Annotated in this window: 16 protein-coding genes and 1 pseudogene; 12 read left to right on the top strand and 5 right to left on the bottom strand. The window is 42.1% G+C overall.

All coding sequences use genetic code 11. The features are described from left to right. Nucleotides 1-176 precede the first annotated feature (176 nt). Nucleotides 177-1256 carry an Mrp/NBP35 family ATP-binding protein gene (locus VB775_RS05105; RefSeq protein ID WP_281005583.1) on the top strand — a complete coding sequence of 360 codons (1080 nt, stop codon included), beginning with the start codon at nt 177-179 and terminating at the stop codon, nt 1254-1256. Nucleotides 1257-1591: 335 nt separating this feature from the next. Here VB775_RS05105 and VB775_RS05100 read toward each other — a convergent pair whose 3' ends face one another. Further along, the gene (locus tag VB775_RS05100; protein ID WP_281005582.1) at nt 1592-2821 is read right to left on the bottom strand and encodes an S-layer homology domain-containing protein; all 1230 of its coding nucleotides are present in this window, start codon (nt 2819-2821) and stop codon (nt 1592-1594) included. An 847-nt stretch (nt 2822-3668) separates the two neighbouring features. Here VB775_RS05100 and ribBA point away from each other — a divergent pair. Continuing rightward, nucleotides 3669-5369 carry a bifunctional 3,4-dihydroxy-2-butanone-4-phosphate synthase/GTP cyclohydrolase II gene (gene ribBA / locus VB775_RS05095; RefSeq protein ID WP_281005581.1) on the top strand — a complete coding sequence of 567 codons (1701 nt, stop codon included), beginning with the start codon at nt 3669-3671 and terminating at the stop codon, nt 5367-5369. On the opposite strand, the gene VB775_RS05090 is transcribed toward ribBA, so the two are convergent. The 3 genes from VB775_RS05090 to VB775_RS05080 form a co-directional block, all read right to left on the bottom strand. Then, complete coding sequence (locus VB775_RS05090) at nt 5320-5451, bottom strand: hypothetical protein (protein WP_254923758.1); 132 nt, start codon at nt 5449-5451, stop codon at nt 5320-5322. The two genes, ribBA and VB775_RS05090, sit on opposite strands and share 50 nt — an antisense overlap. Before the next feature lie 137 nt (nt 5452-5588). Beyond that, a complete protein-coding gene (gene menB / locus VB775_RS05085) occupies nt 5589-6419 on the bottom strand; it encodes a 1,4-dihydroxy-2-naphthoyl-CoA synthase (protein ID WP_281005580.1) in 831 nt (276 codons plus the stop codon). 718 nt (nt 6420-7137) lie between these two features. Next, nucleotides 7138-7458 (bottom strand): hypothetical protein, encoded by a 321-nt coding sequence (locus VB775_RS05080; protein WP_281005579.1) that lies wholly within the window; start codon nt 7456-7458, stop codon nt 7138-7140. 28 nt (nt 7459-7486) lie between these two features. Here VB775_RS05080 and VB775_RS05075 point away from each other — a divergent pair, with 28 nt between their 5' ends. The 6 genes from VB775_RS05075 (at nt 7487) to VB775_RS05050 (ending at nt 13081) form a co-directional block, all read left to right on the top strand. Then, nucleotides 7487-7786, top strand: a complete 300-nt coding sequence (locus VB775_RS05075) for a hypothetical protein (RefSeq protein WP_281005578.1) — start codon at nt 7487-7489, stop codon at nt 7784-7786. A 221-nt stretch (nt 7787-8007) separates the two neighbouring features. After that, complete coding sequence (locus VB775_RS05070) at nt 8008-8613, top strand: hypothetical protein (RefSeq protein ID WP_281005577.1); 606 nt, start codon at nt 8008-8010, stop codon at nt 8611-8613. A 359-nt stretch (nt 8614-8972) separates the two neighbouring features. Beyond that, nucleotides 8973-9083, top strand: a complete 111-nt coding sequence (locus VB775_RS05065; RefSeq protein WP_094535417.1) for a PetM family cytochrome b6-f complex subunit 7 — start codon at nt 8973-8975, stop codon at nt 9081-9083. Between the two features lie 161 nt (nt 9084-9244). Further along, nucleotides 9245-9556 carry a co-chaperone GroES gene (gene groES / locus VB775_RS05060; RefSeq protein ID WP_009629538.1) on the top strand — a complete coding sequence of 104 codons (312 nt, stop codon included), beginning with the start codon at nt 9245-9247 and terminating at the stop codon, nt 9554-9556. Nucleotides 9557-9726: 170 nt separating this feature from the next. Then, a complete protein-coding gene (gene groL / locus VB775_RS05055; RefSeq protein WP_281005575.1) occupies nt 9727-11361 on the top strand; it encodes a chaperonin GroEL in 1635 nt (544 codons plus the stop codon). 454 nt (nt 11362-11815) lie between these two features. Further along, complete coding sequence (locus VB775_RS05050) at nt 11816-13081, top strand: O-antigen ligase family protein (protein ID WP_281005574.1); 1266 nt, start codon at nt 11816-11818, stop codon at nt 13079-13081. Nucleotides 13082-13239: 158 nt separating this feature from the next. Here the strand turns inward: VB775_RS05050 and VB775_RS05045 are convergent, their stop codons facing one another. Continuing rightward, on the bottom strand, nt 13240-13791 hold the full coding sequence (locus tag VB775_RS05045) for an Npun_F5560 family protein (RefSeq protein ID WP_190581311.1): 552 nt from the start codon (nt 13789-13791) through the stop codon (nt 13240-13242). Nucleotides 13792-14106: 315 nt separating this feature from the next. Between VB775_RS05045 and VB775_RS05040 the strand changes: the two genes are divergently transcribed. The 4 genes and pseudogenes from VB775_RS05040 to VB775_RS26365 all read left to right on the top strand — a co-directional run bounded on the left by VB775_RS05040 (nt 14107) and on the right by VB775_RS26365 (nt 18042). Further along, nucleotides 14107-15495: a TldD/PmbA family protein gene (locus VB775_RS05040; protein ID WP_281005573.1), complete on the top strand. Its 1389-nt coding sequence runs from the start codon at nt 14107-14109 to the stop codon at nt 15493-15495. Continuing rightward, nucleotides 15488-17095 carry a histidine kinase dimerization/phosphoacceptor domain -containing protein gene (locus VB775_RS05035; protein ID WP_281005572.1) on the top strand — a complete coding sequence of 536 codons (1608 nt, stop codon included), beginning with the start codon at nt 15488-15490 and terminating at the stop codon, nt 17093-17095. The genes VB775_RS05040 and VB775_RS05035 overlap by 8 nt, the downstream gene beginning before the upstream one ends. 277 nt (nt 17096-17372) lie before the next feature. After that, nucleotides 17373-17630, top strand: a complete 258-nt coding sequence (locus VB775_RS05030) for a hypothetical protein (RefSeq protein ID WP_281005571.1) — start codon at nt 17373-17375, stop codon at nt 17628-17630. Beyond that, nucleotides 17623-18042 (top strand): annotated as a pseudogene (locus tag VB775_RS26365) (hypothetical protein). Before VB775_RS05030 ends, VB775_RS26365 begins: the two are co-directional and overlap by 8 nt. Nucleotides 18043-18307 lie beyond the last annotated feature (265 nt).

Raw genomic sequence — 18307 nt, 5'->3', positions numbered from 1 at the left:
TCTTCCCCTTAAAAAGGGGGATTGAGGGGGATCTCTTAGAGCTTTTGACCGCAGAGAGTAATTCTTAAATGATTTCTTAAGCATAAATCTTTATCGATTATTTTTGCTCTTATTTGGGCTTTAATGAAATCTTGGCACTATTAAGCAATTTTTTTAATTTTTAACTCTATAAATCTATGGCTGATTTACCCGATTTGCAAGCGATCAAAAACCTATTAAATCCTATTGTCGATCCCGATCACCAAAAAAGCATTATCGACCTAAATATGGTGCGCGATATCGCCATTAAGTCCAATGGGGTGGTCAGTTTCACTTTGTTGCTGAACGATCCCAATAGTCCCAAGCGTGATCCTTTAATCCAAGAATGTAAAGACGCAATTAAGGCGATCGCCTCTGTCACCGATGTTTGGGTGAAGGTAATTGCCGATAGCCCCGTTGTGGCAACACCTGCACCACCGACTAACGCTTTGCAAGGCATTGAGGGTGTGAAGTATGTCCTTGCCATTTCCAGTGGCAAAGGCGGTGTGGGTAAAACCTCAGTAGCAGTAAATGTTGCTGTGGCTCTGGCGGATATGGGCGCAAAGGTGGGCATTCTCGATGCAGATATTTACGGGCCAAATGTACCTGTAATGCTGGGCATGGAGGCGGCTCAAGTCAAAGTAGTAAAGGCGGAAAATGGCGCAGATGTGGTGGAGCCAGCCTTTAACTATGGCGTAAAAATGATCTCGATGGCATTTCTGATTGCCAAGGATCAGCCTGTGGTTTGGCGTGGTCCAATGCTTAATGGTGTGATTCGTCAGTTTTTGTATCAAGCAAACTGGGGCGAACTTGATTATTTAATTGTGGATATGCCTCCTGGAACGGGAGACGCGCAGTTGACGCTCACGCAGTCTGTGCCTCTTGCAGGAGCGGTTATCGTAACGACCCCACAGACTGTTTCCCTCTTAGACTCGCGCAAGGGTTTAAAAATGTTTCAAAACATGGGGATTCCTGTCTTGGGTATTGTCGAGAATATGAGTTATTTCATTCCGCCCGATCTTCCCGATCGCCAATACGATATTTTTGGCTCTGGTGGTGGCAAAAAAACTTCCGATGAGCTAGGTGTGGATTTACTTGGTTGTGTGCCGCTAGAAATTGGTCTGCGCGAAGGTGGCGATCGCGGTGTCCCAATTGTGTTAGGTCATCCTGAGTCTGCTTCGGCTAAGGCTTTAAGGGAGATTGCCAAGGCGATCGCGGCTAAAGTTCAAGCTAATTAATTATGGTTATAGCGCAAAGCGCCATAACCATAATTAAAAGTATCTGTGAAAGTTTTACTCGGCAAAACTTTCACAGATACTTTTATGTATAGCAATGTAAGTTTTGCTTAGGACATAAAACCAAAAAGATGAGTGGCGGCGCGAAGCGCCGCCACTCATCTTTTTGGTTTTTGATTCACAAAAGAGTAACAACACTTTTGTGAATTGGTATTAACGTGAGTTCGATATAGCCATTTGCGTCGTGCGAAGCACGACGCAAATGGCTAAAAATGGGAAGAATCGCTTAGCGATTCTTCCCATTTTTAGCTTTCATCGAACTGACGTGGTATTAGAAACTAGAGTAGAAGATCGGAATTTAAAGTTACTGCTAAATCGGTATTAGGATTGACAGAAGCAAGCGTTACACTGTCGCGACCTAGGAATAGACCTATCAATGCGCCAACTCCAACGCCGCCGAGAATTTCTTCAGTAGCGATCGCGCGATCGCCTGTTACCGCAGAGATTGCTGCTGCTGCCGCCGCGCCAAGCGCAGCATTTTGGAGCAGACCACCAACGCTAACACCCTTATCTACTCTCTCGGTCGTGGTTACAACTTTAGAAGTTGCATTGATGGCTCGTCTCTGACCATTGGCAAACACAAGTTCGCTAGTAAAGAACTGAGCGCCACCTGATACAGTCCTCAATTCACCGACAACTTGAGTACCAGCAGGTATCAAAATTGTGCCTTGGGAATTAGCAATATTTTGCGCCACATTTAGCACAAGAGGTACTTTTTCGTTAGGACCGAGCAAAATCTTATCTTTGGAATACTGAACTGCGATCGTATTGCCTGCGGGAATCCTGACTTGATTTTGAACAGGGGGAGTAGTTGTGTTTTGTCCCACAATATAAGGTGAAGCGATCGCATTTGCTTGACCTGAACGCACTAACGATTGATAGATAAATGCGGCAACCTCGGCTCTAGTTGCAGTTTGATTAGGATTTAAGAACTGGACATTGGGATAATTAACAACCAAGCGGTTCTCAGTCGCTGCTGCTACGCTATTTCTCGCATAGTTCGGAATGCCAGAAGCATCAGCATAAGTTTGTAAAATTGTTTCAGGTGCTTGACTAGCTGAATAATTCAAGCCATTAGCAAGGGAGACTAAAACCTGTACGCGAGGAATATTTTGGTTAGGTTCAAAAACATTACCTGGGTATCCAGACAGAAAACCTGTTATGTATGAAGTTTGAATAGCTGAAGCTGCCCAATAACTTGATGCAACGTCAACAAAGGTCACTCCACCACGAATAGGTGCTTTGTTTACAGCTTTGCTAAGCATCGCGGCAAATTGTGCTCTAGTTACTGGATCATTTGGACGAAATCCCCCATCTGGAAAGCCTTTAATAATGTCTCTTGAAGCTAACTCTTGAATAAAAGTCTGCGCCCAATATCCTGTAGGCACATCATTAAACGTGGTCTGAGCAAAAGCAGAGGTTGCGCTGATCAAAGGAATTGCAGAGCTACCAATAAAGCTAACAGCAACAAGTAATGCAGTGCTAGAACGTTTAGTTTGATTTGTCATTTTGAGTTTTTCTCCTATACACATTTATGCATATGCGATAAACGACTGTATATCTAAACTAAATGTTCCTAAAAGATTTTTAAATCTAATGCTGAAATGATTGCAAGCCCTTGATTATTTATATTTTTTAATTCAATAAGTCAACCAACTCAAACATTAAGGTTCGGTAAATATAGGTTTGATTCATCAAGTTAATTAAGTAAATCAACCAACTCAAACATTTTATTAGGCAAACTTTTAAAGCATCAAATAAAAAATTGCATAGCAATCCTAAATAGGTTGTGAGAGTTCGCCCCTTCGGGGTAAACTCTCACAAAACTCAAAATCTTACAACTCATTTAAGAGCGCTATATAAATTCAGATAGTTATTAAATATGTCAAAAAGTGATGCTTTATATCTGTATTGATAGGAGTTAGACCAAAGTACAAAATGAGGTAGCTGTTTTATATTTAAAACTTTACTCAGTTTGCTTTTTAATTCACAATATAGCGTTTATCAGTCTAGTGAAGTACGGGTTTGTTTCCCCACCTTCGGCGGGGAAACAAACATTTGTAACTCGCTTTCTTGAAAAACACTATAAATAGTTAGGCATAATGAATTGTAAAGAAAAACCCGTAAAGTTTCGCTCCTGCGGGGCGAAACTTTACGGGTTTTGGTAATTTATTTTGTACAGGTACTTCGGTCACATTTTTGTGAATTTAGTATTACCAAGAAGTGAGGAGCGGCGCATCGCGCCGCTCCTCACTTCTTGCTGTAGCCATAGCACTATCCATGTTTTTCTGAGGTGAGCAATATAGAGATTGCTATATGATGGATATAAATAGCTTGAATGCCTGACAGTAAGCCTTGACTAAGTTTCAATTTGACTCTATTCCCGATGCCCTTAACGACCTCAAATCTGGTCGGCTCATTGTCGTTGTCGATGATGAAAACCGAGAAAATGAAGGCGATCTAATCGGGGCAGCTCAGTTTGCCACACCTGAGATGGTAAATTTTATGGCAGTAAAAGCTCGCGGACTTATCTGCCTAGCTATGACAGGCGATCGCCTTGATCGTTTAGATTTACCATTGATGGTCGATCGCAATACCGATAGTCAACAAACTGCCTTTACCGTTAGTATTGATGCCGTAGAAGGAACATCAACAGGAATTTCAGCAGAAGATCGTTCACGCACAATTCAAGCGGCAATTAATCCAAATACTCGCCCTAATGATCTTCGTCGTCCTGGGCATGTTTTTCCTCTCAGGGCTAAAGATGGAGGAGTACTGAAGCGGGCGGGGCATACCGAGGCGGCTGTAGATCTTGCTCAAATGTCGGGACTATATCCCGCAGGCGTGATTTGCGAAATTCAAAATGATGATGGCTCAATGGCGCGACTGCCTGAGTTAATTGAATATGCTAAATTGCATAACCTAAAATTAATTAGCATTGCCGATCTGATTAGTTATCGTTTAGCCCACGATCGCTTTGTACAACGAGAAGCGATCGCCAAGTTGCCATCGTTATTCGGTAACTTTCGGGTCTATGCCTATCGCAACACTATTGACAATACTGAGCATCTAGCGATCGTCAAAGGCGATCTACGGGAATTTCCTGACAATGAAGTTTTAGTAAGAGTACATTCTGAATGTCTGACAGGTGATGCACTTGGATCACTGCGTTGTGATTGTCGGGGACAGTTGCAAAGCGCCTTAAAAATGATCGAGTTTGCTAATTGGGGCGTAGTCGTTTACTTGCGACAAGAGGGACGCGGCATCGGTTTAATTAATAAAATCAAGGCATACTGTCTCCAAGATGGAGGCTTAGATACGGTCGAAGCTAACGAAAAGCTAGGATTTGGGGCGGATCTGCGTACCTACGGAGTTGGAGCGCAAATTTTACATGATCTTGGCATTAAAAAAATGCGTCTAATCACCAATAATCCTCGCAAGTTGGCAGGGCTTAAAGGTTTTGATATTGAAGTGGTCGGACGCTTACCCTTGCTAATTGAAACCAATGAGCATAATTGGCGCTATCTGGAAACTAAAGCTGAAAAGCTGGGACATTTGCTTTTGCAAACAAAGCTAATCACTCTGGGTATTCGGTGGACAGAACATAAATCTCCTGAATGGCTGGCGCAGTTGCGAGAAGTTGCGGCAACAAATGATCTGCTCATGCAAGAAGAAACATCTACAGAGTTTGCGAGTTTATTTGCCAATGCCGATACACAAGACCCTGTTTTACTAGCCAAAGATATTTCCAGTAAGCTCTCGATTGTCCATTTAGGTTTTGATCGCTCCAATGAGATTTCCGATGACTGGTATGAGCAACCCAATCATCCCTATCGGCAAGCGATCGTGCGTGTATTCAAGCATTTAAAACAATGGGAACAGATCACGACCTTTAAGTTTTGTGTGGTGCTCAATGATGCTGAACTACCTGAAAGTTTTGTGGAGACAATCAATCTTGGGCTTGCTTGGAATACCCCTTGGAAAGGCGATCGCATGTACGAGTGGTTTAACTTTTTCCTCCGCGACGGCGACGATCTTGCCATTCTAGATAAGTAAGATAACCGATGCCACTAGTAGCGATCGCCATTAGCACAATGGCAGCCCAGAAAAAAGTATTGAGAAGAATAGCTTCCGACATAAAACTTGGTTGATTTTTTGCTAATTAATCATAATTTATCAAGTGTATCGCGATCTTCCTATCTGCAAACCAAAAATAGAAGGGCGGCTCGGAGCGCCGCCCTTCTATTTTTGGTTTTGATTTGTCGTGACTAATTTTTATGGCAATTTGGGATATTGCCGAAAATTGGGTTTGCGCTTTTCGAGAAATGCTTGCTTACCTTCTTGCGCTTCCTCTGTCATGTAAAACAACAGAGTCGCATTACCCGCTAGTTCTTGAATACCCGCCTGACCATCACAATCAGCATTAAAAGCAGATTTAAGGCAACGAATGGCCAGAGGACTCTTATCTAAAATCTCTTGCGCCCACTGAATGCCTTCAGTTTCTAATTGCTCCACTGGCACAACCTTATTCACTAAGCCCATGTCTAAAGCTTCTTGAGCATCATATTGACGACAGAGATACCAAATTTCGCGGGCTTTCTTCTGCCCAACTAATCGCGCCAAATAAGAAGCCCCAAAACCTCCGTCAAAACTACCCACCATTGGACCAGTCTGACCAAAAATAGCATTATCAGCGGCGATCGTTAGATCGCAGACTACATGCAGCACATGACCTCCACCGATCGCATAACCAGCAACCAATGCAATCACTGGCTGAGGCATGGTGCGAATTAATCGCTGCAAATCAAGCACATTCAATCGTGGTACACCAGACTCAGAAATATAGCCACCATCACCACGTACTTTTTGATCACCCCCTGCACAAAAGGCATATTTACCATCGGGAGCAGGTCCTGCACCCGTTAGCAAAACTACCCCAGTCTCCACATCTTCTCGCGCATCTGCAAAAGCCGCAATCATTTCCGTAATTGTTTTTGGACGAAAAGCATTACGAACTTGGGGACGATTAATTGTGATTTTTGCCATTCCATCGGCTTTGTGATAGAGAATGTCTTCAAATTCGGCGGCGATCTGCCAATCGGTCATGGTTTTGAGATAGAAAAGTACAGAAACTCATTTTATCATCAGCTTTAACCGACATATTTTTTTTCATCTAACACCAAATCACAAAATGGCTAAGCCATTTTGTGATTTTAAAACCCTTACTGGGTTTGGTTTTCAATCCACAAAAGTGTTGCCTTTCTTTCGTGAATTGGTATAAGACAGCAACCAAGGTTTTCCTTAGGACATAAAACCCAAAATACAAGTAGCGGTGCTTCGCACCGCTACTTGTATTTTGGATTTTAATTTGTTCTATGTCTTCTTGCAAGAGGATTTGGTTTCCAAATCCCTACATTTTTGTAACGGTAGGGGCTTGGTCTCCAAGCCCAAATTTCTGATTCTATAGCAATGTAAGTTTTGCTTAGGACATAAAACCAAAAAGATGAGTGGCGGCGCTTTGCGCCGCCACTCATCTTTTTGGTTTTGATTTGTCCTATCTATCTCTTGCGTTGCTATAAGTAGCTCACCATAATTAAAACCTAGAAAGCTGTCACGCCCGCGTAGCTGGCGTGACAGCTTTCAGTTTACTTAAGCCTAGCTACTTACTAAGCCTTTTTGTGCTTTGGTATAAGACATACAAAATCTGGAACAAATTTTTTTCTTTATCGTCTTTGATGAATTGTTAAATTTTGTCAGATATCACATCTACAGCTTATAAGATACTAAGCTATAGATGTTATGGTAGTACGGCTAGAATCTGCATTCAGGAGAAAAGCAAAATGGTTATTGTATGGAATAGCTTTTTCTTAGGAGTTATTTCCGCTTTTGCCTGCTCTAGCTTAGCTTTGTGGGTAATGGTTGCGCTTTCTTTGGGGAAATCCCCTCTACAATTCAAATAACTGTTGGCTATCGAAATGTCTATAAAGCTAAAGAAAAAGCATCGCAATAATTGCGATGCTTTTTCTTTAATATTGTAAGGTTTTGAGATTGTAAGGTTTTGCGATTTTCTCCATGCCACAGGCTCGATGAAAATCACTATATGGGTTTGGGTAGCGACGATTGCTATAATTAAGTTCGCAAACATATTCAAAAACTTTAAGCAAGGGCAAATAATGGCGACTTCTCATAGGACAAAACAGGTAAATCTTCGTTTTCCTTTGCCTTTATTGAGCCAAATTAAGACACAAGCTGATGCCAAACAACAGGCGATCGCTGATTGGATTTTAGCCGTGGTCAGCCGAGAGTTTGAGCAAAAGCCAGAAATATCACCAGAGACATCACCAGAGACATCACCAGAGAAGGCTCCATTTATATTGCACCCCGAACTTTTGACATATGTGGAGAATTGTCTAGCTCCGTTACATTCTCAAATTAGCGAATTGAGGATGCAATTGGGGGAGTCCAGAGCCTGATTGACAAAGGGACATTTAGTCAGGCAAATGTATCGGCTCCCAACGAAGAAAATTCCGACCAAAATGATCATAGTGCTAGTGGCTTTAGTTCAGCACCAAAGGCGAAGCCATTATTTAACTCATTAGCAGGATTTGCGTTAGAAGTAGGCGATCGCCTTATCATCAACGGCGAAGAAGTAACTTTCAAAGGATGGGTTGATCAATCTCAGACAGCGATCGAAGTGAAAACGATCGCTGATGATTTATCTTCAGTTAAACAGGTTCGAGCTAAAGAGATCAAAAGCCTATCGCGATCACTGGATGTTGAAGAAATTTCCACATCACAGGATGTTGCTAGTAAGTCTCATAATGACGAAGACTTTGTTCAAAAAGTAAAGTCATCATCTTCAGAATTTGGTGATCAGAGTAATGAGCCTATTAGTGACGAACCAGTTAGTGACAACAACCCAAAATCTCCAGATTCCGCTGATCACGTTGAAGTATCTGCCGAACCTGAAGAAATTATTGACCCACCCAAAGAACCTGAATACAACGCTTGGGAAGTATGGACATATCTAGAAAGACAGCGCCTAAAAACGCTCAAATTAATCAATACATTTCAAGCAGAATGGGAAGCTAATCGATTTGTGCGGGAAGCTGAACGCAGCGCTCCAAGTAATTTGCGAGTTCACTACGAGATTCGCCCAGTTTGGCTAGACGAATCTGAAATCATGGGGGATTATCAAAATACCCCAAGCTCGCATAAATCTAATAAATCTAAGGATAGTCAAGTTGAGCAGGACGATGAAGACTATGCCGATGCGATCGATGTTGAGGTGATAATTTAACGTGAGTTCGATATAGCCATTTGCGGCGTGCGAGGCACGCCGCAAATGGCGGAAAATGGTAAGAATTGCTTAGCGATTCTTACCATTTTCTGCTTTTGTCGAACTGACGATAAAGTTGCGCCCCTACGAGACGAAACTTTATCCCAATTTACGAAAGTGTGGCAACACTTTCGTAAATTGAAAACCAAACCTAGTAAGGGTTTTCAAAACATAAAATGGCGTAGCCATTTTATGTTTTGGTATTACGAGCTTGGGAAATTTATTTTGTACAAGTACTTACGCTCTGTGTATGACCTGTGTTTTACGGTAAAATTCCTAAAGCAATATAAAGCAATATTATTTATTTAAAAGAGAAAATCATGGGAGAAATTGGTAACGCAATGGTTTTATCGATGGTATTAATTCCTGTCGGTATCGCCTTCGGATACTTCTTACTAAAGCTACAAGGCGAAGAACAAGAAGAAGCCTAATATTTCAAGAAGCGGCGCTTAGCGCCGCTTCTTGTTTAATCAGTTCGGTAAACCACACTATAGCCGTTGCAACCATTTCGGTTAAATTAGCACTCAGTCACCTAGAGTGCTAAACCACTCTAGACAACAACAAGAAATGTTAGTCAACTGAGTGAATACCAATGGCAACAACGACATTAAACGTAACTACTGTAAAACCTTTAGCCGATCGCGTATTTATCAAAGTAAGCGCTAAAGAAGAAAAAACCGCAGGCGGAATTTTCTTGCCTGAAACCGCAAAAGAAAAGCCTCAAGTTGGCGAAATCGCCGCCGTAGGACCTGGCAAACTCGATGACAAAGGTGAGCGCCAAGCCCTCGAAGTTAAAGTTGGAGACAAGGTTTTGTACTCCAAGTACGCTGGCACTGATATCAAACTTGGCACAGATGAGTATGTGCTGCTAGCAGAAAAAGATATTTTAGCGATCGTTTCTTAATTAGCTGTTAGCTGTTAGCTATTAGCTGTTAGCTATTTTGGGAAAGAACATAACTTTCTAGCTAACTTGTGAATCTCTAAAAGCTAAAAGCTAAAAGCTAAAAGCTAAAAGCTAAAAGCTAAAAGCTAAATCAAAAATCACCCATTCCAAATTTAAAACACCAAAATACTATGTCTAAAAAAATAATTTACAACGAAGATGCACGTCGCGCCCTAGAGCGTGGTATGGACATCTTGGCTGAAGCCGTAGCTGTGACCCTAGGACCAAAAGGTCGTAACGTAGTTCTTGAGAAGAAATTTGGTTCTCCTCAAATCGTTAACGATGGTGTAACCATCGCTAAGGAAATTGAACTAGAAGATAACGTTGAAAATACTGGCGTAGCTTTGATTCGTCAAGCTGCTTCCAAAACTAACGATGCGGCTGGCGATGGAACTACTACTGCTACAGTTCTTGCCCATGCGATCGTTAAAGAAGGTTTGCGTAACGTTGCGGCTGGAGCTAACTCGATCGCTCTCAAGCGCGGTATCGACAAAGCAACTGCTTTCTTGGTTGGCAAAATCAAAGACCATGCTAAGCCTATTGAAGACTCTAAGGCGATCGCTCAAGTTGGAACCATTTCGGCTGGTAACGACGAAGAAGTCGGCGCAATGATCGCTCAAGCGATGGACAAAGTTGGGAAAGAAGGTGTGATTTCCCTCGAAGAAGGTAAGTCTATGTTTACCGAATTGGAAATTACTGAAGGTATGCGCTTTGATAAGGGCTATATCTCTCCTTACTTTGTCACCGATGCTGAGCGCATGGAAGCTTCCTTTGAAGAACCAGTTCTCTTGATCACCGACAAGAAAATTGCTCTAGTCCAAGAACTCGTTCCTGTACTTGAACAAGTCGCTCGCTCTGGTCGTCCTCTGATCATCATCGCTGAAGATATTGAAAAAGAAGCTCTTGCCACTCTCGTTGTGAACCGTCTGCGTGGTGTTCTTAACGTTGCAGCAATCAAGTCTCCTGGATTTGGCGATCGCCGCAAAGCGATGCTCGAAGATTTGGCGACCCTCACAGGCGCACAAGTGATTACTGAAGATGCTGGACTTCGCCTTGATGCAGTTAAACTCGATCAACTCGGTAAAGCCCGCCGCGTGATCATCACCAAAGACAGCACTACAATTGTTGCTGATGGTAATGAAGCCGCAGTTAAGACTCGCGTTGAGCAAATCCGTCGTCAAATCGAAGAAACCGAATCTTCCTACGATAAAGAGAAATTGCAAGAGCGCTTGGCTAAGCTCTCTGGTGGCGTAGCCGTAATCAAAGTCGGTGCGGCAACTGAAACTGAAATGAAGGATCGTAAGCTTCGCCTTGAAGATGCTATCAACGCAACTAAAGCTGCTGTTGAAGAAGGTATCGTTCCTGGTGGTGGTACAACCTATGTTCACCTAGCTCCTGATCTTCACACTTGGGCAACTGCTAACCTAACTGGCGAAGAACTGACTGGTGCAATCATTGTTTCTAAGGCTCTATCTGCTCCTGTTAAGCGGATTGCTGCTAATGCTGGTTTCAACGGCGCAGTAATTGCGGAGAATGTCCGTGAAAAAGACTTCAACATTGGCTTCAATGCGATGACTGGTGAATTTGAAGACATGTTTGTTGCTGGTATCGTTGATCCTGCTAAGGTGACTCGCTCGGCATTACAAAATGCAGCTTCGATCGCTGGCATGATCCTCACTACCGAATGTATTGTCGTTGACAAGCCTGAAGATAAGGGTGCTGGCGGCGGCGGTGCAATGGGCGCTGGCGGCGACTTCGATTATTAATCAAAGGATTTGCTAAGCGAATCTTGATCGCCAAAAGAGAAGGGAGCGCTGTGCGCTCCCTTCTCTTTTGGATTTTTATCCCAAATAAACCAAACCCAAAACTTTCAAAAGTGTTGCTTTGCAACACTTTTGAAAGTTTTGGGTTTGAGCGCAAAGCGCTGTAACATTTATACCAAAACACTAAATGACATAGCCATTTAGTGTTTTTAAAACCCTTACTGGGTTTGGTTTTTAATTCACAAAAGTGTTACCACACTTTCGTGAATTGGTATTACATAACTGATGTTACGTGGAATGAAAATTGCCCTCACCCCCCAGCCCCCTCTCCCAGAGAGGAGAGGGAGAGCAAAATCCAGAAAATTCTTGTTCCCCTCGCCCTTTGGGAGAGGGGCTAGGGGTGAGGGTCTTAGAAATTTCCACGTAACGTAAGTTACATAATCTGTAAGGTGAATGGATGCTCTGGAAAACGACTGAAGACGATGAATTGAGTTTAGAGTGGAATTGGCTACAAAGCGTTGCTATTTTTATGGTGATTAGCAATGTTTTTATGCCAGTTTTTGCTTCATTACTGGCTTTGAGAGTTCTGTTTCGCTATGGATGGAAAGCGATCGCCACACCAGTTAATCAAGCTTATTTCGGGCTGTCGTTATGGATGATTTTCACCACTATCATCGCTTTCAATATCCCCACAGCCGCAGGTGGATTAGCGAATTTCTTACCATATTTTTTCTTGACTGCCATTACTAGCTATATAATTCGTACCCCAACTCAGCTTATTCATTTTCTATGGTTACTGGTACTGAGTTCCCTAATGGTGAGTGGTTTTGGCGTTTTACAGGCAGTTATCGATCGCCCCGATTGGATATTCCCAAAGGTGATTTTTGATAGCTATCCGATTCCGATGGGATTTAGTCCCGATCGCCGCATCCAGTCATTTTTTGGTCATTTCAATGAAACGGCTGCTTACTTGTTAATGATCCTCCCGATCGCCTTACATTTTGCCCTTGGCAAAGTTAAAAGTATCTCCAAATCTCAACAAGCTATCGCGGCTATAGCCCTTGCATTAGGAACCTGTGTGCTAATTCTGACTGGTTCACGCAATGCTTGGGGACTCGCCATATTAGGTGCTGTAGCGTTAGCAATGTATTACCGTCAATGGCTGCTAGTAGCAGGATTTGGAATTATCTCGCTTGTGATTACATGGGGTGTATTTGGACAGAAATTTGGTTTAGGTGGTGAAGCTGTGCGATCGCTATTACCAGAAGGATTTGTCAATCGCTTAGCTAGTACAGTTGATCCAAGTTTAGGCGCGTATGCTTCCACAGCCGATCGCCTGAATGTATGGCAATTTGCGCTTTCTCTGATTTCTCAGCATCCAATTCAGGGTTGGGGGCTACGCAATTTTCCACTTGTGGCGCAGTCTATGGGCTACGACTTGCGCGGGTTACCCCATGAGCATAATTTGTTTTTGGCGATCGCTGTTGGTGCAGGAATTCCTGCGCTGCTAGGATTTATCTGCATCATCGGCTGGACAATCTGGACATCACTTAAATCAGCACTAATCAAAGACTCAGAAGGAATGATCGTCGTAGTTACGATTGGGGTGATGCTCTTTTTGATGTCAGGTTGGTTAGATTTAGTACTCTATGAACCACGTCTGAGTATGGTGTTATGGCTTTTGCTAGGTGGGATGTATGCCTTAACCAGACATAACAAGTAAAGGCGGCGCTTTGCGCCGCCTTTAGTTAACGTGAGTTCGGAATAATCTACAAAATTTTAAAAGACAAAACAGTAAAAGCCTCGCAAAGCGAGGCTTTTACTGTTTTGTCTCCTAGAAAGGGTTCGCGCCGCGAACCCTTTCTAGGAGACAGTTTGAAATTAACCCAAGGCAGGCATAACTCTGGGTAGCTCAAGGCGTTGTTGAGTGGTAGGACGACGTGTACGACCTGAAAGGCGGAAACTCAGGCTTTGTAGCTCAATATGCAATTGGCGATTTTCTTTTTGGAGAGCTTCAATCTTTTGTTTGATGGGAACAATCCGCTCAGCAAACTTAGCCCGATAAATATTTGGCAACTCCTGTACAACTTGCTCAAGCATCCGATTGCGATCGCTCATTTCTTGGATAGTGTGACGCAATTCTAAAGCTTCGCGATCGCGATCTTGGATGAGTGCTTGTGACAAGGCTAATTGATTTTCGACTAGCGCTAGTTTTTCTGCCAAACAACGCATTTCTTCTGAATGCTGCTCATGCACCTCAGCATTGGGCAGAAAGGCAGTATTTCCTTTGACCAGACGAAAAAGCTCTTCAGAAAGCTGTTGGACTAGCAAATCCTTTTGTTCTAAGTCAACCTTAAGTAAATTGATTTCCTTCTGAAGATTGGCTGTCATGTTTTCGGAGGGATTCGCGATGGCATTTACGGTGGCATTCATAGGTGCAATTCATTAAGGGAATTTAGGCTAAGATATATATCACATAAGTACTCAGTTGGCAATTTACATTTTTTGATTTCTGCAATTCTTATCGTGAAATCAATTTCAGGGTTTTCATCGCCACTTGTGTTAGAACCAATTAAAACCCAAATATGGTGGGGCGGTGCAAAGCGCCGCCCCACCATATTTGGGTTTTAGGCTCCGACAAAAATAATGAATATTTCTGTAGAAACTATTATTTATCCACTAAAATGATATTTTTATTGTGATAATTTCCAGTAAGATGCATCAAGGGCATTTCTGTGAGCTTTATATATGGACATATGGCAAGTTAAAGATCAAATTTCGAGCTTAGTGCAGAAATATAAACCACATGTCGATTTTTTTGCGATTCGGCTAGAGCGATCGCAGGGAGCAGATATCTTTTTACGCAGTGGCAGAGTTGAAACTCTGAGTACGGGTATCTCGATTGGTGGACAGGTGAGAGCTTGCCATCGAGGTGGTTGGGGATTTGCGAGTTTTAATAATTTGGATAATTTGGAAGCTAAACTTCAAGAGGCGATCGCCGCCGCCAAATGGGTGGGTAATGAAGAAACTGTTTTAGCTGATGTAGAACCTGTGCAAGCAAAAGTATCACTGATTCAGGAAAATCCCCATCAGATAGCACTTATTGATAAAAAGAATTTATGCGCTCACTACACAGATATTTTGCGATCGGTTTCTGATCGGGTAGTTAGCACCTCTGTCCGCTATGGCGACTGCACACAGCAAATGATATTTGCCACATCAGAAGGTGCAATGATCGAGCAGGAATGGGCTGATTGGGAGTTAAGATGTTCGGCGATCGCGAGAGATGGTGATACTGTCCAAACTGGTAGAGAAACCTTTGGCTCAAGGCGTGCTTATGCGGATTTGCTAAATTTGGAACAGCAGGTGATTGGTGCATCTCAACGCGCTGTTGCAGCCCTAGGCTTACCGACGGTACAAGGCAATACTTATACAGTAGTAATCGATCCAATTTTGGCAGGGTTGTTTGTGCATGAAGCATTTGGACATCTCTCAGAAGCAGATATGCTCTACGAAAATCCCGATATGTTAGAAACGATGAGCATTGGTAGAAGATTTGGCTCGAAAGACTTACAAATTTTTGATGGTGCAGCAGTGGCTGAGCATCGGGGTAGTTATCTTTATGATGATGAAGGTGTGCCTGCGACAACAACTCAATTAATCGCCGATGGTGTATTAGTTGGTAGGTTGCATTCGCGGGAGACAGCAGGAAAGTTGGGTGAGCAAGTAACTGGAAACGCTAGATGTTTGGATTATCACTATCCGCCCATAGTGAGGATGACTAATACTTGGATTGGTCGTGGCAAAACCCCTGTGGCGGACTTATTTAATGATATTCCTGTGGGTGTGTATGCCAAAAACTGGCAAGGCGGCATGACCAATGGCGAGATGTTTACCTTTACCGCAGGGGAAGCATGGATGATTCGCAATGGCAAAATCGCTGAGCCTGTCAAGGATGTAACTCTTTCAGGAAATGCCTTTGAGACGTTACAGGACATTGAGGCGATCGGCAATGACTTTCTGTGGGATGAGTCGGGCGGTTGCGGAAAAGGCGGACAAAGTGGGCTAGCAGTTGGTTGTGGTTCGCCAAGCTTAAGAATTAAGAATGCGATCGTCGGAGGTGAAACCTGTGGCTAGATTCAAAACAGAACTAAAAGAAGTTAACTTTCAATTAGTACAAACAATTGCCGATCAACAAAAAACTGAAGATCGTTTGAATTTGCAGCTTAATCGATTAAGGCTAATGTACGACTTTGTATCGGCTTTGAATGCAGCTCAAACAGTTAATGAAATTTATCAGGTTGCCTTAAATGGAATCTGTCATGCACTACGAACTTCAAGAGCTGCGGTGATCATCACGAATTCTCATCATAATTTAACTTATCAAGAATCCATAGGGCTTAGCCAAACATACAAACAAGCGATCGAGGTTTTTTTTGAAGATGCATCGCATCAAGTCGAATCAAGATTTCGGTTTTTTCCTTACTGCGCGATCCTGCCTAGCGATCGCAAATTACAGAGTATCTGTCAAGACGAGGGTATTGGCGCGATCGCCGTATTTCCATTAGATTACGAACATAGGCATTTAGGTGATATTGCCGCGTATTTTGATGCACCCAGACAGTTCACTGAAGAAGAAGTCCAATTAACACAGACAATAGTTACTTATATTGCGATCGCGCTAACTCGCAAGCAAGCAGAACAAGCTCTTAAAGAGAGCCAGCAGTTTATACAACGAATTAACGATACAATTCCAAATATTCTCTATATTTATGATGTAGAAGAAAAACAGAATATTTATTGCAATCAGGCAATTACTCATATTCTTGGCTACTCCTTATCAGAGATTCAGTCTATGGGCGAGTCTATGCTGCAAAACATCGTGCATCCTGATGACTTCGTGAAAGTAAGGGAACACCATGATCATGTACGCTATCAAAAATCAGAAGATTTATTCTTTGTGGAATATCGGATGCGCGATGTTCATGGTAGATGGAAATGGTTTTACAGCCAAGAAACCGTATTTTTACGGAATTCTGATGGCACGGTTAAGCAAATAATTGGAGCAGCCTCTGATATTACAGAACTGAAAGAAGCAGAAACTAAGCTCCATTCTTCACTCGCCGAGAAAGAGGTTTTATTAAGAGAAGTTCACCATCGAGTTAAAAATAATCTGAGCGTAGTTGATAGTTTACTGTCAATGCAAGCTCGCTATATTAGTGACACTGAAGCTCTAAAAGCAATTTCAGACAGTCAACGGCGGATTCATACAATGTCCCTGATTCATGAGCAGTTATATCAATCTCAGGATGTGGACAAGGTTGATTTTTGTGAATATCTCCAACGTTTAGTTGTCAATCTTTATAGTTCTACAAGTTTTAATGCTAGCCAAGTTGAATTAAAGCTAGATCTTAAGCCAACTTTACTTAATATTGATACAGCAATTTCGATGGGATTAATCGTCAATGAGTTATTGACGAATGCGTTCAAGTACGCATTCCCAAATAGTATGACAGGGGTGATTGAGGTGAGTTTATACGAATCTACTGAATCGCGCAATTTACATTTGGTGATTCGAGATAATGGTATAGGAATCCCTAAAAATGTTGACTTTAATGGAACTACTTCTCTTGGACTCAGGTTAGTGAGGATTTTAGCACAACAATTGAGAGCTAATTTAGATTTATCCTGTTCTATAGGTACAAGTTTCCATTTTACTTTTCAGGAAAATTCATGATCATGAATTGGCAATTATAAAATACTGACCAAAGCGATCGCACTTCTTTGGCTGGTTTTACGAATGTGACGCTCGCACCACGCTCATTTGAAAACCGCTATATGCAAGCTTTCGGCGATCGCAATCTTGTAATTAGGACAATCTTTGGATGTTATAGAGCGTCAGGTCTTCGTGCATAGCGATCGCTTGGCTAGATATCGTACAATCTAAATAACTTAGGTAAAACACAGAAACAATCACCAGCATTATCTAAGATCAACCTAACCTACTCGTAATTATGCCTCTCACTGAGCTTTTACCAACTGTTAGCCAATTAACCCATGAGGATAAACTACGGTTAATCCATTTTCTTTTGCTGGCTGTAGCTAAAGAAGAAGGTTGTAATTTGGAAACACCACGGGTTAATCCAGAACAAAATCTACTCAATCAATTAGCCTCAACTCATGCAGTCGTATGGTCGCCTCAAGCAGATACTCAAGCGGTCACAGCATTGTCAGATCTGTTGAGAGATGCGAAGGTAAAAGCAAATGCTTAATGGAGAGCGTTTTAATTTTACAGAGAAAGTTGATAGCTCTGGGCGATCGGTCGTTATGCCCTATTTACCTTTGCGGCTTACTAATGGCAGTCAATCTGTAGAAGTGGTGGCTTTATTGGACACTGGGGCAAGTGTAAACGTATTACCTTATGATATTGGCTTATAGTTAGGAGCAATTTGGGAAGAGCAAACAGTAATAATTCCATTAAGTGACAATCTTTCTCGCAGTGAAGCAAAAGGTTTAGTTTTGTCTGGTACTGTTGGAAATTTCTCAAGCACCTTATTCGCTTTTGCTTGGACTCAATCAAACGATTCACCTGTAATTCTTGGACATGTGAACTTTTTTACTGAGTTCAATGTTTGTTTCTATCGCCATGAGTTATTCTTTGAGGTTAATCCAGTATCAAAGTAATGAGATCGCCCAGCACATTAAAAAGCTGTAAATTAGTGAATCATAATAAAATAATAATTCGGTAAATTTATTTATCAAATGACTATTGACAAATAAATTTAGTCGTAGTTAAATAGTTTAAGACCAGAAGTGTTGAATCAAAAGTGAAGAAACACCAAAAATGGATACACTACACCTATCAAAATAGTGATTTCAGCTTAAAATCACTATCCTCCTAAACCAATGTAAGTAGCTAATATTCTCACACATAAATGCTTGTAAATAT

Origin of the sequence: Pseudanabaena sp. CCNP1317 (assembly GCF_034931345.1) — a bacterium.
Lineage (GTDB): Bacteria > Cyanobacteriota > Cyanobacteriia > Pseudanabaenales > Pseudanabaenaceae > Pseudanabaena > Pseudanabaena galeata.
Note: the sequence above shows the minus strand (reverse complement) of the source record. Positions and strands in the feature narration are given on the sequence as shown.